Origin of the sequence: Pseudomonas sp. GXZC, from assembly GCF_026967615.1 — a bacterium.
GTDB classification, from domain to species: Bacteria; Pseudomonadota; Gammaproteobacteria; order Pseudomonadales; family Pseudomonadaceae; genus Aquipseudomonas; species Aquipseudomonas azotoformans_A.
The window spans coordinates 2,840,032-2,858,722 of record NZ_CP114115.1 but is presented as its reverse complement, the minus strand read 5'-3'; the positions used below and the strand labels follow the sequence as shown (position 1 = coordinate 2,858,722).

Below are 18,691 nucleotides of genomic sequence, written 5' to 3'. Positions count from 1 at the left end.
CTATTGGTTCCGCCCTTACGGCGGGTCACTTTGGAAAAGCCGGAATGCCGGCCCAGCCCAAAGTAACCAAAGGGCTCTTGCCCCAACACTCGGCACCTCGCCTAGGCTCGGTGCGCCCGTAATCCGACAGGTATTTGGGGGGCCGCCGCCACGCGCCATCCATGGCGCGGGGCGGCTAAACCGGCATCCCTGCCGGTTTACCCCCCAAATCCCTGCCGAATTCCGGCCAGCGTGTTTGACGGGGCGCCTAAGATCAAAATCAAAATCAAAAGCACAGCGGCCTGACAGCCGGCTTGAGTGGTGTGGAGCAAAGGCAGTTTTTTGTGCACCGCTGATTGCTTTTCTGTGGGAGCTGGCTTGCCTGCGATGCGGGCACCTCGGTGAATCAGATAGACCCAGGCGATACATTCGCAGGCAAGCCAGCTCCCACATTTGACCGAGTTCGACCACACAGTACCGGTCGGCTCGAAGGCCGCCGCGGTTGTTTTTGATTTTGATCTTAGGCGCCCCGTCAAACACGCTGGCCGAACGCAGGCTTGAATCCGTGGGTAACCCGGCAGGACGCCGGGTTAGCCGCGCTGGGCCAAGGATGGCCCATCGCGGCGGCCCACGGATTCAAGCCGGAGTGAGGGCACACCGAGCCTAAGCGAGGTGCCGAGTGTTGGGGCAAGAGCCTTTTGGTTACTTTTGGGCTTTTCAAAAGTGACCCGCCGTAAGGGCGGAACCAATACCCGCCATTACCCAAATAACGGATATGTACTCAATCAAAATCCCACCCCCTGCAACGGCAACTCATAAGACTTCTTAACCGTCCGAACCACCAACGTAGAAGAATAAGTCCGAATCGGAATATCCCGATAAGTCTCCAAAAACCGATAGATATACTCAGTATATTCAGCAGCATCCCGAAACTTCGCCACCATCACAAAATCAAACTCCCCCGTCATCAAGTAGCAGTCCTGAATCTCCGGATGACCAGAAAGTATGTGCTGCATCCTGCGATCAATATCATTACTGTCCCTGTCCAGCTTGATCAGAAAAAACGCCGTCACCTGGATCCCCAACTTGCGCTCATCCAAGACCGCCACTTTTGCCTTGATAATCCCCACGCTCTCCATCCGGCGAATCCGCCGGTAACAACTGGTGGAAGACAGCCCCACACTGTCGCTCAACAACTCCAGGCTCTGGTCGCAATCCTTTTGCAACTTGCCCAGGATCTTCAAATCCATGGCGTCTGTCATCGGTTCTAAATCGTCCTTGAAAATTGCAATGAATCCGTCGCATTGACGGGCCAATTTGCACAAATCCTGCGCAGTGGCTAGTTAACATCGATTCAGCTTAGCAGCCTGGCCAACACCTGGCCTCAAGGCGGCATGAGAGGGATCTTATGATAGTCGCGAAACCGACATGGACCGCTGATATCCAAGGACTTTTCAGCGCACCCTACTGGATACCCGCCAGCCAGCGCGCCGCCGTTGCGGCCACTTGGATCGGCTGCATGAATGCCTACGACGTGTTCCTGGAAGACCCGGCGTCGGTCAAGACCTGGTCGCAAACCATCTACCAGCACCTCGCCTCGCGCAACATGCCGCTGACCACCGACCAACAGCAGTTCTGGCCCATCGATGCCCTGGAAACCTTCCGCCTGTGGGTCAACCAGGGTTGGCGGCTGGACAGCATCTCGCCGTTTGACCTGGCCGAGCGCATCCCGCCACCAGCGCTGCCGCACCCGGTCAAGCGCGTACGCCAGGACATCCGCTCGCTGAGCGCCGACGAACTGAATCTGTACCGCGCCAAACTGGATGACGTGATGCGCATCAGCGACCCCGACAGCGGTTCGCCCTGGCAGCGTTACGCCTACATCCATACCAACTGGTGCCTGCATTACCAGGAAGCCTTCGCCCTGTGGCATCGCGCCTATCTGCTGTACCTGGAAGCGTTGATCGACTGCGCGATCCCTTACTGGGACTGGATGGCCGCCGACGCCAGCATCGACGGCAGCCCCCAGGCCGGCCTGCCCCAGGCGTTCCTTGACGAAACCTATGTGCACCCGCAGACCGGCGAAGTGCGGCGCAACCCGTTGCGTTATGCGGCGGCCAAGGACGGCTGTTCCAAGGTGTGCGCCACCGCGCCGGTCGGGGACGTGGATTGCCTGTATGTGCAGCGCAACCCGCTGTTCTATACCCAGGGCGAGGCCTTTCGTTTCGAGCGCACCCAACTGTATGGCATGAGCCGGATCTTCCAGCAGCAGGTGGTCGATGCGCTCACGTTCACCACATTTAGCCAGCCCCAAGGGGTGCCGGGTTACCCCTGGGCCAACATCACCAGCTTCGACCCGCCGCAACCGAATGACCTGTATCCCAACCGCGCGCTGAATTTCGACGGGCTCTACGAGCAGCCCCACGACAACTATCACGGGTGGATCGGTGGTGACATGGCCGACAACGCCTACACCGCGTTCGACCCGGTATTCTGCTCCTACCACGCCAATATCGACCGCATGCTGGAAGTCTGGATCCGCGCCAACCCGGCGGCGCAGTACACCACCCAATGCCTGTTGCAGCCCTTCGCTGGCCATCAGGCGGCCGAGGTGAGCTTCACCAGCGCCGACGCCTGGCGCTACACCACTCTGGGTGACATGGCCCAGGACAGCCGGCACATCGGCTACGACTACGGCACCCCGGTGGCCCCGCAGTTCGGCGCAGCCAAGGCTGCGTGCTGCCATCAGCAAAAGGCTGCCATCACCGGCCCCTGGGTGGTGTTCGATCACGTGCGCTGCACCCACGACACTTACCTGATCGACGTTTTCCTCAACCAACCGGACGCTACGGCGCAACACGCCAATACCGACAACCCGCATTACGTCGGACGCTTCAGCCGCATCGGCATGGGCCTGGTGGACGACAAGGGCCGCTGTATCACCCAGGGCGTCTGCCGCGCACTGAATGCCGCGCGCAACGCCCAGGCGCTGAACCTTAAACCGAGCGATACAGCGCAGTTATCGCTGATCGTGACCCATCCCGATACTGGCCAGGTATTGACGCCCGATGCATACGCGCCGCTGCCTGGCTTTATCGCGCAACTGGTGTGGGACGACCCACGCCAAACCTCTGCCGGGCCCGCTCCGGGTACCGGTTGCTGCTCCACTTCCACCACCGCCAATGCTGGAGAACCGACATGAGCACGCCCTTCACCCAATTCACCTCCCCGGCCGAACAAGCCCCCAAGGACTACAACAAGCTAGGCCTGGAAAACCAGTTGCCGACCTTCGAAACCGACTGGAACAACAACGTCACAGGCTGGACCCAGATGTCGGTGATCGGCAACCCCTGGTCCAACCTCAACGACGCACCGCGCTCGGGCTACTACAACCCGATTGAAAGCGGCTACGGCACACAGACGCCAGTGACCATCACCTGGCAGCCCTTCCCCAACCGGCTGTGGACGTTTTTCTATAACAATGGCGCCGCCGTGGTCCCGCAACTGGGTGGCAAGGCCATGACCCTGGACCAGGTGATGCAGTTGACCGATCACGGCCAGATCACCCTCAACAACACCCTGTATTCGCTCTACCCGGACCCGAAGGCGACCCAACTGCAGATCCCCAGCGTGCTGTGCAAGTCCATCAACTGGAACGGCCCCTACGCCGACTTTTCACCTTCGGGCCCACGGGGCTGGCTGGATGAATACTGCGAGTGGTCGATCACCCGCGACCCCGACGGCAACATGCGCAGCATCATGTTCACCAGCGAGAACCCGGCGTATTTCCTGACCATGTGGAACATCGACCCGCAGGCCGTGCTGGGGCTGTACAAAGCCTATGTCGACCCACAAGTGAAGATCGAAGACCTGTACCTGCGCTACACCGCCAACGGCCCGACCGGCAAGGCCGGTGACCCGGTGCTTGACCCCACCACCGGCCAGCCCGCCTACGACACCGTGAACAAATGGAATTCCGGCACCGTGCGTATTCCCGGCGTGTCGGGCGGCGCAATGCACCTGACCTCCGGCCCCAATACTTTGAGTGCCGAAATCTACCTGGCAGCGGCGGCGACTATCTTGCGCCCGCTCAACAGCAGCCGTAACCAGCAAAGCCTGATCTGCTGCGCCCAATACGGGCAGAACTATCGCAATTCCGATCCGCATATCGGGTTCTCCGCCAACCAGGAAGCCGTCAAAGCTCTGATTTCCTTGACCAACCCCATCGGTCTGTACCTGCAACAACCGAAGTCCTTCAGCACCTGGAAAGGCCCGCAAGGCCAGGACGTGAGCAGCTACTGGCGCATCACCCGTGGCACCGCCGGCACCGGGCCGAACAACTCCGACCAGATCCTGCAGGCGGTGTTCGAGGTGCCGGCCAGCGCGGGGTTCTCGATCAATGACATCACCATCAACGGCACGCCGATTGACTACGTGTGGGTGATCGCCAACGAGCTGAATGTGGCCTTGAGCGTCACCCCGGCACCGCTCAGCGGAACGCCCAAGGAGTGCGATTGCGTGGCGGCCAACAACACCGATGCGCAACCCTGGCCCGTGCAGTTGCTGCCGATTGACCTGTTCTACGGCCAATCCCCCAGCGACTTGCCCGCCAGTTTTGCACCTGGCAGCTCAGGCCAGTTCGTGCTGGTGGTGCAAGGCGCCGACCCGAACACCACGGCGGCGGATGCACGGGTGCAGTTCTCCAACCCAGGCATCACGGCCCAGGTCACGCAGTTCCTGCCGGATGCTTCGGCGATTCCTGGGCAGACCGACAGCGGCGGCACCCAGGGCTACATCATGACCGTCAGCGTCAGCAGCAACGCGGCGCCGGGGCTGGTCAGCGTGCGCGCGCTGAACCCCAGCGAAGCCGCCAACCCCAGCGCCACCCAGCACCCATGGGAAAGCGGCCTGGCGCTGGTGCCCGTCGCCTGAGTGCCTGCCGGCCGCCCATGCCTGGCGTGGGCGGCCGCCTCTTGAGTCTTGAGCAAGGAATGCGACCATGAACGGATGGCTTCGCCCGCTGCGCCGGGCACGCTTGAATGTGTTGTGCTGGATCACCTGCGCCCTTCTCCCTTTCGCACCCGAACCGGTCAGCGCGGCGTCAGATGCCCAGAGCTGCGTCAGTCAGTTGGTGTTCGACCCCACCAGCGGCGGCTTCCTGCCGGTGAACAACTTTGGCACCGAGCAGGACTTTCTCAACTGTTTTGGCTGGCAACTGTTCATCGCCATGAACTGGCCGGTCAACCCTGGCTGGCCCGTCAACCCGAGCCTGGCCGGGGAGCCGGACACGCAAAGCACCGCGGCCCAGTTCGGCGTGCCGCCAACGCCCGGCCAGCCCATGAGCAATGCCCCGGTGTGGGCCAGCTACAAGGATGCCAGCGAGATCTTCCTGCCCGGTGCGCCCAAGCCCTCCGGCTGGGGCGTGGAAACCCGGGTGCCGTCCAATTGCACCGCCACCGGCAACCTCAAGGCGTTTTCCACGGGCGCGCGTAAATTCATTACGGCCACCTCCGAAAGCGCGATCAACCGCAAACACCGCTTCCACCTGTCCAGCGGCACCCAGGTGACCTTGCCGGATTCGATCATGGAGGCTTCCGGCGGCTGGCTCACGGACCAGTCGGGCAACCTGGTGTTTTTCGAGCGCAAGGTCGGCAAGGCCGAGTTCGACTACATCGTCGACAACGGGCTGTACGACGCCGCCAATCAACTGAGCGTGGCGCAGAACAGCGACAACCGGCACCCGGCCGGCCTGTCACTGCCCGCCGGCAAACTGGTGCGCGAGCTGCCGGCCCAGGCGCTGCCCCAGGAAGAACTCGGCGCCCTGGAACTCAAGGCGGCCTGGCGCGTACTCACCAACAAACCCGAGCTGTACGGGCGTTACCTGACCACCGTCGCCTGGCTGCAACGCCCGGATACGCTGCAATGCACCCAGGAAGTGGTGGGCCTGGTGGGCCTGCACATCATCAACAAGACCCAGACCCAGCCGAACTTCATCTGGACCACCTTCGAGCAGGTCGACAACGTGCCCGACGGCGGCGCCACCCCGCCCGGCGGCTACAGCTTCAACAACCCGGCCTGCACCGGTGACGCGTGCACGCCCAACGTCGCACGGGTGCAGTGCGATGCCACCCACACACCGCCCAACTGCACGCCCCTTGATCAGCCGGTGCAGGCCACGCGGGTCAATGCCACGCCTCAGGACATGCAAGCGCTGAACACGGCGGTGCAGCAGACCTTCGCGCAGAAGACCCAGGGCCAGTCGGTGTTCCAGTACTACAAACTGGTGAATGTGCTGTGGTCCAAGACGCCCAACGCGCCCAACGATCCGGGCCCTGGACCCAACGTGAAGGTGCCGCTGTCCTATGGGCCGTTTGTAAGCGACCAGAGTGTCATCGTCGCCAACACCACGATGGAAACCTACGTGCAGACAGACAACTGCAACGACTGCCACCAGTACGCGGCGATTGCCGGCACGTCCAAGCTGGCGTCGGATTTCTCATTCCTGTTCGGCAATGCCGATTCTGCGAAGAATACGCGCCTGATCAAACGCATCGAGGCGTTCAAGACCCTCAAGGACAACCCGTAGCCGACGCAAAAAAAGGGGCGATCAGTGATCGCCCCGAACACTACAACGAGAGGTCCTTTCCAAAGTCTTACAGGCTGATCTGCTTACGCTCCTCATCCGTCAGCCGCGCCCGGGCTTGTTCACTCAGCGGCCCCGCGCCAAGTACCTGCACTGGGCTGTTGGGGTTGTAGCCAGAGGTTTTCTGAGCCGGTGCAGGTTCCTGTGGCAATGGCTCGCTGCCGAGGCTCAACACCTCAACCGTCATGATCGACGGCCGGCCCTGCTTGGCCGCTGCCTGCTGGCTACGCGCCGCGTCTTCCGCCGCCTGGGACGCCGCTGCCCCGGCCGCGCTGGCCGAACTCATGGCGTTGGTGTTGACCGCCGCAGACACCGGCACCCCTGACGACTTGCCCTGAGTCTGGATGTTTGCCGCGTTCACCACACGCAAGGCGGCGATGTTGACGTTGCCCGACACACGAATGCCCGCCTCGCCCGCATCGATGGTGCCCAGCGGCGCGATCAGGTCGATGTCCCCGGCTGGCACTTCCGGAATCGGGTTGAGCGTGGCAATCCCCGCACCGGTGCTCGGCACCGATGGCGACAGGCCCACGTTGCCCCAGTTGTCATAGACACGCTTGGGCGGCGTGTAGACCACGGTGGTCTTGGAGCCGCGACCGGCGTTGATGTCGCCCTCGGCGGTCCAGCCCATGATCGAACCGCCAAAGGTGGTCATGATGCGGCTCTGGCCAAGCAGGATGCTGCCCAGGGAATACAGCTGGATGTCCCCCGCGCCCTGGGTGATCACACCCGCTGTCGACGGCGGCGCCGTGCCTTCGATGCCGAAGGTCTGGCTGCCGCCGGGGGTGAGCATCTGGATCGAGCCACCAAAGTTGGTGTGCACGCCCGCGCCGCCGAACATCGTGATGTCGCCTTTGTAGGTGACCGGGTTGCCGGCCACGTCCTTGTCCGGGAACAGCGCTGCAATCGCCTCGCGGCCACGCAAGTAACTGCCCTGGCGCACGCTGCCCTCCTGGTTGTACTCACGGCCGGCGGCCTTGAGTTCAGCGAAGTACACATCGCGGGCAAACACCCGTTGCTGTTCAGCCGGCAGCGCCGTGTAGTAAGCGCGGGCCTGAGTGGTGTCCCCGACAAAACCGAAGCGCTCGGCCAACCAGCCGACCAGCTCGTTTTCGTAGGTCTTGGCCACCTTGCTGCCCTGGAGCGACTCGCCCGGCTGCGCCAGGTTGACCGGGTTCAGGTAGGCCTCGACGAAACGAAGGTAATCCGGGCCGTTGGGGCCTACACCGGCTTGCATCACGATACTGGCGCCAGGGCGGTTATCGCCTGCGGCCACCGCGCCGAGGCTGGTAATGCCGACTTTGTCGTCCATCAGGATATTGCGGCCTGCGGTGACTTCCAGGGTGCCCGGCCCTGCGACGTTAAAGCTGCTGAAGAGAATGTCGCGGCCGGCGCTGACGATGGAAACATCGGTGGGTCCGTTGTGCATGAACAGATTACCGACGATGCTGTATTCGACAGCCCCCGCGTCACCACCGCTGGCACCGCTCAATCGCGTACCACTGCCGACGATGTCTCGCCCGGCCGACATCCACACCGCACCTGCACCTTCATGATAGGTCTGCCCAAAACGCGGGTCAGTCGAGGTAGTAATGGTAATCGAACGCCCGCTGTTGACGCCCAGCAGGTCACCGGTCAAGGCATAGAAACGCGCGGGCTCCAAGGCATCTCCCCATGAGGTGCTGGCAGTATTTGCACCGAAAGCAAACAGAGGCGCAATGCCACCCAGTTCGGCGCGAACAGCATCCGTAGAAGCATTACCGCCCACAAAATCATAAACGCCGGACACAGGGTTTTTTACGTACCCCTGGAACGCTGGGCGCAGAATCGTCGCCAGGGTATCCGCAGCGGCGCTGGAGCGGCTGATGGTCAAGTCACCGCCATAGATGGAGTCCCCCGCCAACAGCTGCAGTTGACCCTGCGCAGACGGCGCCAACACCAGCGCTTTGAGCGGCGGTGGAGGACTGGTGTTGAAGGCCGAGGCACGCCCGTAATACAGGCTGCCGTTGGCGGCTACCGCGCGTAATGTGGCGGGATACACCGCAGCCATGTCCGATTCAGTGGTGTCGGTCAGCGGCGTGAGATTGCCACCCGCGGAGAACAGGTCGATTGCAGTGCCAGGGGTCCACAGGCTGAACCATGTCTGCCCCACGCCCATGACCCCATTGTTGTCATACGCCCACGTATTCATCTGTGGCGCACGCCCCGGATCCGCGACATCCTGCAACACCAGATCACCGCGAGTGGCCAGGCTGAAGGTCGCGTCACCCGGCATCAAACTCCACCCCCCGGCCGCCGTGGCAGAGGTTGAGCGTATCGAATCATAGGCGCGTGTCTCACTGGGGCTCTGATTCTGGGGCTGGTTGCCATAACGCAAGGTCAGGCTACCCAGGGCACCGCCCGTCAATTGAACATGCCCGCGCAGATCCACCACCGCGCCGTTGAGATGGCCCGTTGTGATTTGACTGCCTGGGTTCACGGCCCCACCTACCCGAACATTCAGATCGCCACCCCCGGTGAGCTGCAGGCTGCCATCCGCCGCGACACGGCCAGTGCTGCCCACCGCCAGCACCAAGCCTTGGCTACGGGCGTTGACATTCACAGGTACAAAACCCGAGGCCAGTGGCCTGATGATCCCGGCGTCACCGCCGACGTCGACATTCAGGTTACCCCCGCCCAGGGTGCCGAACCCGGTGAAACCGACCATTTGGTCAAGCGCATTTTGCAGTAACACATTAGGAATATAGGCGCCAAAGTTGATCCCCCAGGCGGTCGCCTTGGCCTGGATACCCGATAGGCCATTGCCTTGGCGCCACAACCAAGTGCCCACGTTGGCGGAGTCGTGGCCTGCATCACCCGCGACGGGTCGCCCCAGGTCTCCTGCTTCACTGGTAATGTTCCCCGTCAGGTTGCCGCCCGCCTTCACCAGCAAATTCCCCCCGCCCTCCGGGAACCATTCGCCGGACGCACCCACGGCGGAGCTGCCGGCGGTATAGACGCCAAACAATGAATCCATGCTCAGGTCGCCCCCGGCCAGCAATTCGAGGTCCGCCGCGCCAGTGCGGATCACGCTGAAACGCGTGCTGCCGCCCGCCACCAGGTTATTGACGGATGAGTGACTGTCGGCCAGGCGCAGATTGCCTGCCTGTGGATGGGGCTGCAGCAGGCGGCTGTCGGCCGCCTGGGTATCGGCTCCGGCCACCAGGCGCATCGACCAGGACTGCGAACCCTCTGGCAACATCGGCGCCACTGCCCAAAGCTTGCCCTGCCCCCCCGCACGCAGGTCTACCGATGCGACGCCACCCGGCAACTTGACGTTGGTGCCCACTGGCAACAGCGCCCCACGCGGCAGCAGCTTGGCACCATTGAGGGTCACGGTCGCGGCGCTGCCCAGTTTCCCCGGCAACGGCACGCCTGCCGGCCAAGTCATCACCCGCACACTGGTGAGACTCACCAACACCGTACCGGCATCCAGGATGCTGCCGCTCGGCAAGCTCACGCGTGCGGTCAATATCGTGCCCGCCGGGTACAACACCGTGCCCGCGGCATTACGCACCGCACCCGCCAGTACCGTACCGGCCGGGAGTGCCAACGTTGAATTGAGTGTCACCGCCACCGGCAATCGTGTGCCGGCAGGCAGGCTGCGGGCCTTGATCGGCAGGTCGAAGTTGAGAATCGTGCCGCCAGGGAACGTGGTGCCGTCCGCCAGGGTCACGCCGTCACCCGGCACCGTGATCGTACCGCCGGTGTAGTCGATGCCGGCACGCAGCACCCAGCCTTTGTCATCCGGGGTTGCCCCAGGCTCTGCAAAACCGTCGTTGATGCTGCCGTAGATGTTCAGGTCACCGCCGGCACGCAAGGTCAGGCTGCCGGCCTCGGTCACTGCATGGGTCGGCGACGTGAGGCTGGCGTAGCGATAGCCGGACAGGTTCAGGTCACCCTGCACCACCAGGTCGCCATCCGGGGTTTTGCTGATGATTTCGACGCCAGGGCGCAGGTGGAAGGTATCGCCGTAAGTGGCGTTGTTCAGGCCGGCCAGCTTGTTCTGCAACAAGTTTGTGTTTTTCAACGCCTCAGTGATGAATGTCGTGCTCAGACCATGGATGTCATTCAAGTAATCCTGGGTGATTTCCTGATACGGCTTGCCGCTGGCAGTCGGATTAGTCTTGGTTGGCGCGTCGTCGTAGGTGACCATGCCGTTGAGGTTGATCGAGCGAGCGCCCACGATCGTCAGGTTGCCGCTGGCGTCGATCGCAATGTCGTTGGCGCCTAGGCGCGGTGCATTCAGCTCCAGCGTGCCGCGATTGCGCCCGTCATTGCCGGTGGCGGTTTCGGTGCCATGGCGCACGTCGATGCGCATGCCATCGGCCAGGGTCAGCTGGCCGGTGCCGGAACCCAGGACCACAGTGGCGCGGTTCGGCGAGTCGATGATCTTGCCATAGCTGTCCACGCGTAATTGCGTGCCATGGGCGTCGAGCACAGCGCTGCCATCCAGGGTCAGGCCGTTCTTGCCGGCCAGGTTGATATTGCCGACGCGCTCGCCGCTGGCGTCCACCCGGCCGGTCACGCGCAGACTGCCGCTGTCCACCGAGACATTCACGGTGTTGGCCTTGACGTCGTTACCGATGATCAAGTCGCCCTGCTTGAGTTGGAAACTGCGTGCACCGTACACCTGGCCCTGGTTGAGGCGCTGGTTGAGGGCGGCGAATTGGTCGCTCAAGCTGCCACTGCCTCCCAAGTGCTGGGCCTGGACCTCCACCGCACCTGCCTGGTACGGCACCAGGGTGCCGCCGGCATCGTAGTAACCGCTGCTGCTGCCGAGGATCTTGCCCGCCAAGTCGACGGTGCCGGCCGCGCCGCCCACCGCCACGGCGCGCAGTTTGCCTGCCTGGTTGTACTGGGCCGACAGGTCGATGGTCGAACCCGCCGCCTGCAGCACATTGCCCTCGCGGCTTTCCAGCAACACGTCGCCGCCGGCGCTGTATTTGGTCAGGTCATTGAAGGCAATGTCCCGGCCGGACACATCAATCGACGCGGTATCGGTCAGCACTACATCACCACGGGCGCCCAAGGTGACTTTGCCGCTGGGCAGTACCACCGCGCTGGCCACTCGCAGGCTATCGCCCTGCAAGGACAACTCGCCGCCCAGGCCCTCCACATTGCCCACCGGACCGGCTGACGCACTGATATCAATCGCGCCACCGGCGATGATTTTGTTCACCGAACCAGCCTCACCCGTCATCAACGGGGTCAGGATATTCAGGTTGCCGCCGCTGTAGGCAAAGCCCTTGACTTTGTCAAAGGCGCCCTGGCTTTGGTACACCGAGAGGCTGCCCTTGTGGTTGGCCGTGATGCGATCACTGGCCTTGAGGTTGACGTTGGCAAAGCCCAGGGCCAGACGGTCCAAGGTTGCCGCCGTGCTGCTCTGGGCAAACGCGCCATAGCCGAATTCGATGCGCTCGGCGTTGATGTCCAGGCGCCCGCTGCCGGTGCCTGCACCGCCCGCCACCACCGTGCCAGGCAACGCCTCGGCGCCCTGCCAGATCAGGTTGGCAGTGCGGATAGTCGCCACATCACTGGCGCCTCCAGAGCCGTAAATCGCCGGTGTGGAGAGCATCAAGTTGTTCAGCAGCGACTTGCCGGTGACTGCGTCATACGTGTCCAGGGTCGTGGTGCCATAGAAGTTGAAGCTGTCCCGTGCCGACAACTGCAACGTTTCCAGGGCCGGTGCGCCAAACTGGGTGTCGCCGCGCAGCAGGCGGTTGAGCACGTCTTGAGTGAGGGTCAACCCTGCCGGCAGACGATTGGCCGCCGCCGCATCTGCCAAGGCTTGCGGGCTGCCGACGTTGATACTGGTCAGCCCCAGGTTGAGGTGGCGGGTGCCGTATCGCACCTGGTCACTCATTTGCAGGGTGCTGTCGGTCAAGGCGACGATACTGCCTTCTGAATACAGCGCCGTTTGCCCACTGCAGGGCGCACTGTTGCAGACCCCGATCTGGATACCCTTACCCGCCAGCGGTTGCGTCTTGGCAACCACATTGAGCAAGCCATTGGACACCGCCAACACGTTGGCCAGGTTGTAGACAAAGCCATCGCGCGCGTCGTAACTGGCCTTGCCACGTCCGATGGTATTGATCGAAGCGCCCTGCTCCACCACGATGGATCCGCTGGAGGCCACCAGGAACACCTCCGGCGCCGCCAAGGTCGCACCGTCGCGTAGGATAAGGGCGCCCGTGGTGCCGCCGGCCACTTCAACGTAGTTACCACCCTGACCGTAAACGACGACAGTCATCCCGCCGATCATCAAGCGGGCAGCTCCCAATGCATTGAGGCTTTCCGCATCTAGGGTGACGCCGCTGAACCCGTTGCTAACCTGCTTGCCTGGCCCGACGATTTCGATGTCCTTGCCAATTGAGCCTGTGTTCATCACCGACACGGTGCCGCCGAAACCGCCCGTGGCGGCTTCAAAGCGCCCGACGCCCTGGAACGAAAACGCATCCGCGCCCGCACCAGCTTGCAGGGCCAATTGCAAGGTCTTGGCATCCACCGGCAACAATGGCCGTGGCACACCGAGCCTGGCGGCATCGGCCATGGCGAATTGCGCATAGCCGGTTTCGTTGTACTGGGAGTAGCGGCGCAACGTATCGGCGGACGTCAGGATCACTTGGCTCGCGATGCTGTTGGCGATCCCGGTATTGGCGATAGACAGACGCCCCGCCGTCGACCAGGAGCCGTTGCGCATGGCCTGGGCCAAGCCTTCACTGCCGACGCCGGCCAGGCCGTTGATTTCTACTCGGAAAGCCCCCGGCATCAAGGCATAGGTGGACGGCATCAAGGTATAGGTACCCGCCGCCAGCCCAGGCACGCCTGCGCCTATCGTGATTTGCTGGCCGATCAGCGGGTCGACTGCGCCGCCTTCGGGCGCCACCGGCGCGTAGCCCGGTTGCGCGCCTGGCACAATCGCATAGATCGGGTTGGTCGCCAGCCCCGGCAGCACAAACCCGCCGTTGGCACCGAACTGCACCAACGGGTTGTAGCGGGCGTCCGTAGAGCCACCACGCCCGGAGACAAACCCGGCGCCGAGCAGTTCGCCACCGCCGGACAGATCCAGGGTGGCGTCAGGTAGCACCGCCACTGACTGCCCGCCCATGATCACACCGACGCTCAGGCCAGCGTTCGCGTTCAGTTTGCCGCCCTGGCCAAGAAAGGTGACGGTCTTGCCGTTGTACTGATAGATCTGGCCATCGGTCGTCCCGCCGTAAGGCAGTACCAGGCCCTTTGCGCTCACCGAGGTGAGGCTGCCGGGCAACAGTTCGACCTTGCTGGTCCCTCGATTGCCGATTTCGATCAATCCCAACGGCGCACGTACCACCCCACCTTGCTTGACAGTGGGGCCGCCCAATAGCAAGCGGCCGAACGCCGAGTACGGTATGGCAGCGTTGCCATTCCCGGCGTGAGCGATGGTCAAGGTACGGGTTGGATCGTAGGAGAAGCCTCCAGTGGGGTCGCCACTCAGGTAGCCCGCCAATACCCGCGCCCCGACTTCCGTCGCTGGATACAACTGCGCCGCGCGCAGCGTCATGTCCCCCTGGGTCATCAGTTGCGTACTGATACCTGTGGCGATCACATCCGCCCCCGCTCCGGCCAGAAAGCGCAGGTCGCCCTGGCTGGTCAGTTGCACATCATCGAACCCGCGACGGTCGACGTTGACCAGGCTGGTGTCGCTCAGCGGTAGGTTACTGTTATTGCCGAACAGGACATTGCCGCGCACATCGATCAGGTTAGCGTTTGCCGTAAACAGCGCTTGGCTCGTGCGCTGCGACATGCCGGTGGTCAATACCGGGTGCAGATACTGGTCCTTGGCTTCCAGCGGCTCAAGGATGCCCGCCAGTAACAGGTACGGCGCCGACAGGTTGATACGTGAGTTGGCCGCAGCCTGCTCTGTCAGGCCCATGGCGCCGCTGTAGAGGCGCAGGCTCTGGCCCATTTTCAGGGATACGTCACCGTCGAAGCCCAGCATTCCGTCGCTCAACACAGCGAGGTTGTCGAAACCGCCAGCGCTGACCTGGTCCACCCCAAGGCGACCATGGCCATATTCCAGGCTGGCGGCCGCCGCGTCGGCAGTGTCCGGCAATGTGCTGCCCTGGTGGGTTTGGCTCAGTACCAGTTCGCGAAGGGTAAGCACGCGGTCGGTGACCGCATTCTTGGCATAGTAAGGACTTTCCAGGGCCACGGACAAACTGCCCCCCGCCGCACCGGCGCCACCGGCACGGGCGACGAAGCTGCCGTCCAAATACAGGCCGTTGTTGGACGCGAAGCTGATGCTGCCGCCATTGCTGGCCACCTGCACCCGACCCTGGCCTGGAACATCCAGCGCCGCCTGGGTACCGGACGCATCCAGGCGTGCGCCGTCGCGCACCACCACAAACAAGTCGCTGGCCTTGGCAATGCCGGTGGCCAGGTCGATGTCGCCGCCGATGCTGATCTTGCCGCCATTGCGCACCTGGCCGTAGACACCGTCACGATTGTTCACCGCCGTGAACGCGCGGGAGGCGACGTCGATCAGGGCGTTCTCGCCCACCCAGATCGAGCGGCCATGGCCAGCGGCGTTGACCGCCTCGGAAGCCTGCACCGTCAAACCGCCGAGGCTGACGCTGCCGCCCCAGGCATTGAGGGTACCGTCCAGGGTCAGTTGGCCGACGCTGCGCAGGTTGATGCCCTGGCCGGGGTCGACGTTGATGACCGCGCCCTTGCCCACGCTCAGGGCGGTGGTTGCCAGTTCGGCGGCTGTTGAATCGCGATGGCCGGCAGTCAGGGTCAGGCTGGCACCGCGACGCTGGGTCAGCACGCCCTTGGCGGCGTCTTCCTGGTAAAGCGCCGGTGTCCAGCGCTCCAGGGCAGTGGCAGGGTCGCTGCCACTCGGCGTGGATGACGTCTGCTGGCCCAAACGGTAGACCGGTGTGGTCACATCCACCTGGGTACCGTCGGTGACCAGCAGCCCTTCGTTGCCGGTGATGTCGTAGGCGGAGAAGCCCTTGTTGAAAAAATCCCCGGCCAGTTTCAAGGTGTCGGCGGCGGGCACCGTGGCACTGTCGCCGATCTGCACCTTGCGCGCCTGCAACGCCAGGGTGCCGCCGCCCGTGACGCCGTAGCCGCGAATCTCACCGCCTAGCGCCAATGCAGCGAGGGACGCCAAGGTCACGTCGCCGCCTTTGCCGCCGATGAGCTTGCCATCCACACCAAGGGTGGCGCCGGAAGAAGCGTCTACCACACTGCCGTCTGCCAGGTTCACATTGCCGGTGCCGCGCAGCGATACCTTGCCGCCGTTTACATAAGCCACGCCGCCGGTATCGGCAGGGTTCAGTGGCAGGTTGTTCCAGCGCCCGCTGGCGTCCAGTTTCACGCCGCTGGCGAGGTTGACAGTGCCCGCCCCCGCCACGATGGCATCCTCAACGGCCCCGCCCTTGAGCGGGTTGACCTGGCCGAGGATATTGCCCGCATTGAGACTGCCGCCATGGGCGGTCAGGTTCGCATTGATATCAACCCTAGGTCCGAACAGGGTGATATCACCGCCGTCCGCCACCTTGAGCGCGCCGTTGACGGTGATCTGCTGCGTGGCGCCGACCTTGATCGCACCCAACTGGTAACCGTTGAGCTGGTCACTGTCGAGCACCATCTTGCCTTGGCGGTCCGCCGGCAAGGCGGTGGTGAGGTCCAGGCCGTCGGCGATTTTCTGCGTATTACTATCGATCAGCACCTGGTCGGCGGTGCCGCTGAGGGCATAGCGCAAGGTGCCGGTGGTCTTGTTGTAGATCGGAATGTACTGGCCGATGATCAACTGCGCCCGCCGGGCCATGGCCTTCTGGGATTGCTGGTAACCGTCAAGGTTGATGTTCGGCGCCTGGGTCTGGCGGTCGCCCTGGAACACATCACTGATCACCTGGCCTTCCAGCACCGCGCTGGAGGTGCCTATCACCAGTTTGCCGGCGTCGCGGCCCACGGTGTAGCCCGCCTCATAACGGCGTTGCGGCGCGATCAGCGGGTTGTAGTAATACTCGGTCTGGCCCCAGCGCACGCTGTTGTCTTCATAGCCTTTGTACAACCCCGAGTAGAGGATGTCGCCCGGCGCCTTGGACAGTTCATACAAGCGGCCATTCGGGCCCTTGAGCCAGGTCTGCTGGATATAACCGGCTTGCACATCCACGGTGCCGCCGGACAGGTTGATCTGCGCGCCCTGCTGGGTCACCACATCGTTGCCGGTAAAGGTCACGGTGCCACCTTGGGCCATCCATTCGCCGACCGAGTGGCCCTGGGTGCCGAGGTAACCGCCCACCTCCAGCAGGCCGCCGGCGGTGTACCAACGATCCGTCGCATAGCCGTTGGTGCCCGCTGGTACAAACACCAGCTCACGCAGGTCCACCCACACATCGTTGTTGATCAGTTGCCCGCCGTCTCGGTTGACCGGTGCATCGCGCTGCTCGTTGCCCTGCACGTTGATCTTGATGTTGTTGGATTCCATCGACACCTTGACGCCGACCGCACCCGACACATCGATCATCGCGCCATCGCGCACCAGGCTGCGCCCGGTTGCACTGACCGCCACCTGGCCGCCGGTGGCGAGGGTGATCGAGCCTTTCTGGAAGTCAACCGTGCCGCCGCTGACGATCTCGATGCGTGACTGGTCAGTGCGGTCCGCCACGGCGCTGAGGTTATTGAACTGGCCGGTGATCAGGTTCGCGGGCGTGCCGTCGAGCTTGATCAGGCCGTTGTCCTTCTGCCCGTTGAGCGCGGTGCTGCCACTGCTGTCCAGCAGGATCGCGGTGGTGCTGCCCTCGCCCAGGGTCACGCTGCCGGTGCTGTCGGTGGCGGAGTTGAGCAGGTGAATCGTGCCGCGTGTGTCCACCGAGGTGCTGGCCAGGGCCACGCCGTTTTGTTGCACCTGATGCCCGGTCAGGGTGATGTCGCCGGTGGAGGCCATGATCAGACCGCTGTTGGTGACTTTGCCGGCGCTGCTGCCGGCGTTGAGACTGGTCGCCACCTCGTTGCCGCGCGTGGTCGAGCGGTCGTTGCCGGTGGTGCCGACGCCCTTGCGAATGTAGAAGCTGTCACCGGCGGCCAGGGTGGTCTGGCCCTTGGCGGTGATGATAGTGCCGGCGTTTTCCACTTCCGCGCCCAGCAGCAAGGCGTAGCCGCCCGCTTCGGTAGACGTGGCCGGGTTACGGGTCTGGATCACGGCGCCGCGTTGCACCTCGACTTTGCCTACCGCATCGGTGAAGGTCGGCTGGCTGCCGTTAGCGTCGACGTAGAGGCCGCGCTGGGTGAACTGTTCGTCGGTGATGGTCGCTGCCGCCGCCACCAGGTTACGCACGTTGACCTGGCTGGTGCCGCTGAACACCACGCCGTTGCGGTTCATGATCATCACCGTACCGGCGCCGTTGATCTGGCCCTGGATCTCGCTGGGCCGCGCGTTGGGGTCGTTGACGCGGTTGAGCACCGCCCAACTGGACTGCTGCTGGAAATCCACGGTGGTGTTGCGCCCGACGTTGAACGTTTCCCAGTTGAGGATCGCCTTATCAGCGGTCTGCTCGATGGTCACCGTGGTCTTGCCGCCGGACTGGCTCTGGGTCGGGCCCTTGGCGTTGGTCCAACCCTGGGTCAGGCCGTTGTCCACTTGCAGGCCACCCTTGCCCAGGCCATCGGGAATATTCGAGACCTGGCCGAACGCCGCCTGGCGCCCCGCCGCTTGCGCAGCCTGCTGGGCCGCAATCGCCGCGACGCTGGTGTTCAAGGTGCTGATGGAGCGCGACAACTGCTGCTTGACCCGCGCCTGCTGGTTCAATGAGGGAATCCCCGGCACCTGGCCCGCGCCAGTGCGCGCCGCCGTGGCCGCCTGGGACGCGCCCTTGTCGGCAAACCAGCCGGAACTGAACGCTGTGGCCGCCTGGGCATTACCCGCCACCATCAACAGCGCAATGGCATGGGCCAACGGCTTGAGGCGCAGGACAGTCGCTTGGGCTTTCAGGTTTACCGGTGATTTGCAGCGGACCATCTGGAATCTTCCTTCTTTGT

5 protein-coding genes are annotated in these 18,691 nt (G+C 63.4%); 3 read left to right on the top strand and 2 right to left on the bottom strand.

Annotated elements, in window-relative coordinates; genetic code table 11:
• Nucleotides 1–764: 764 nt before the first annotated feature.
• Nucleotides 765–1,229 (bottom strand): Lrp/AsnC family transcriptional regulator, encoded by a 465-nt coding sequence (locus OZ428_RS13620; protein ID WP_033901455.1) that lies wholly within the window; start codon nucleotides 1,227–1,229, stop codon nucleotides 765–767.
• Nucleotides 1,230–1,387: 158 nt separating this feature from the next.
• On the opposite strand from OZ428_RS13620, the gene OZ428_RS13615 reads away from it, so the two are divergent.
• The 3 genes from OZ428_RS13615 to OZ428_RS13605 all read left to right on the top strand — a co-directional run bounded on the left by OZ428_RS13615 (nucleotide 1,388) and on the right by OZ428_RS13605 (nucleotide 6,565).
• Nucleotides 1,388–3,181, top strand: coding sequence for a tyrosinase family protein (locus tag OZ428_RS13615; RefSeq protein ID WP_269133721.1), 1,794 nt, complete (start codon nucleotides 1,388–1,390; stop codon nucleotides 3,179–3,181).
• A complete protein-coding gene (locus tag OZ428_RS13610) occupies nucleotides 3,178–4,911 on the top strand; it encodes a hypothetical protein (RefSeq protein WP_269133720.1) in 1,734 nt (577 codons plus the stop codon). Before OZ428_RS13615 ends, OZ428_RS13610 begins: the two co-directional genes overlap by 4 nt.
• 67 nt (nucleotides 4,912–4,978) lie before the next feature.
• Entirely contained in the window at nucleotides 4,979–6,565 is a 1,587-nt protein-coding gene (locus OZ428_RS13605; RefSeq protein ID WP_269133719.1) for a hypothetical protein, read from the top strand.
• A 67-nt stretch (nucleotides 6,566–6,632) separates the two neighbouring features.
• Here OZ428_RS13605 and OZ428_RS13600 read toward each other — a convergent pair whose 3' ends face one another.
• Nucleotides 6,633–18,671, bottom strand: a complete 12,039-nt coding sequence (locus OZ428_RS13600) for a filamentous haemagglutinin family protein (RefSeq protein WP_269133718.1) — start codon at nucleotides 18,669–18,671, stop codon at nucleotides 6,633–6,635.
• Nucleotides 18,672–18,691: the final 20 nt, after the last annotated feature.

Excerpts from the sequence above, each read along its gene's own strand:
- OZ428_RS13620 (WP_033901455.1), bottom strand. The coding sequence starts at position 1,229 with ATGGATTTGAAGATCCTGGGCAAGTTGCAAAAGGATTGCGACCAGAGC.
- OZ428_RS13615 (WP_269133721.1), top strand. The coding sequence starts at position 1,388 with ATGATAGTCGCGAAACCGACATGGACCGCTGATATCCAAGGACTTTTC.
- OZ428_RS13610 (WP_269133720.1), top strand. The coding sequence starts at position 3,178 with ATGAGCACGCCCTTCACCCAATTCACCTCCCCGGCCGAACAAGCCCCC.
- OZ428_RS13605 (WP_269133719.1), top strand. The coding sequence starts at position 4,979 with ATGAACGGATGGCTTCGCCCGCTGCGCCGGGCACGCTTGAATGTGTTG.
- OZ428_RS13600 (WP_269133718.1), bottom strand. The coding sequence starts at position 18,671 with ATGGTCCGCTGCAAATCACCGGTAAACCTGAAAGCCCAAGCGACTGTC.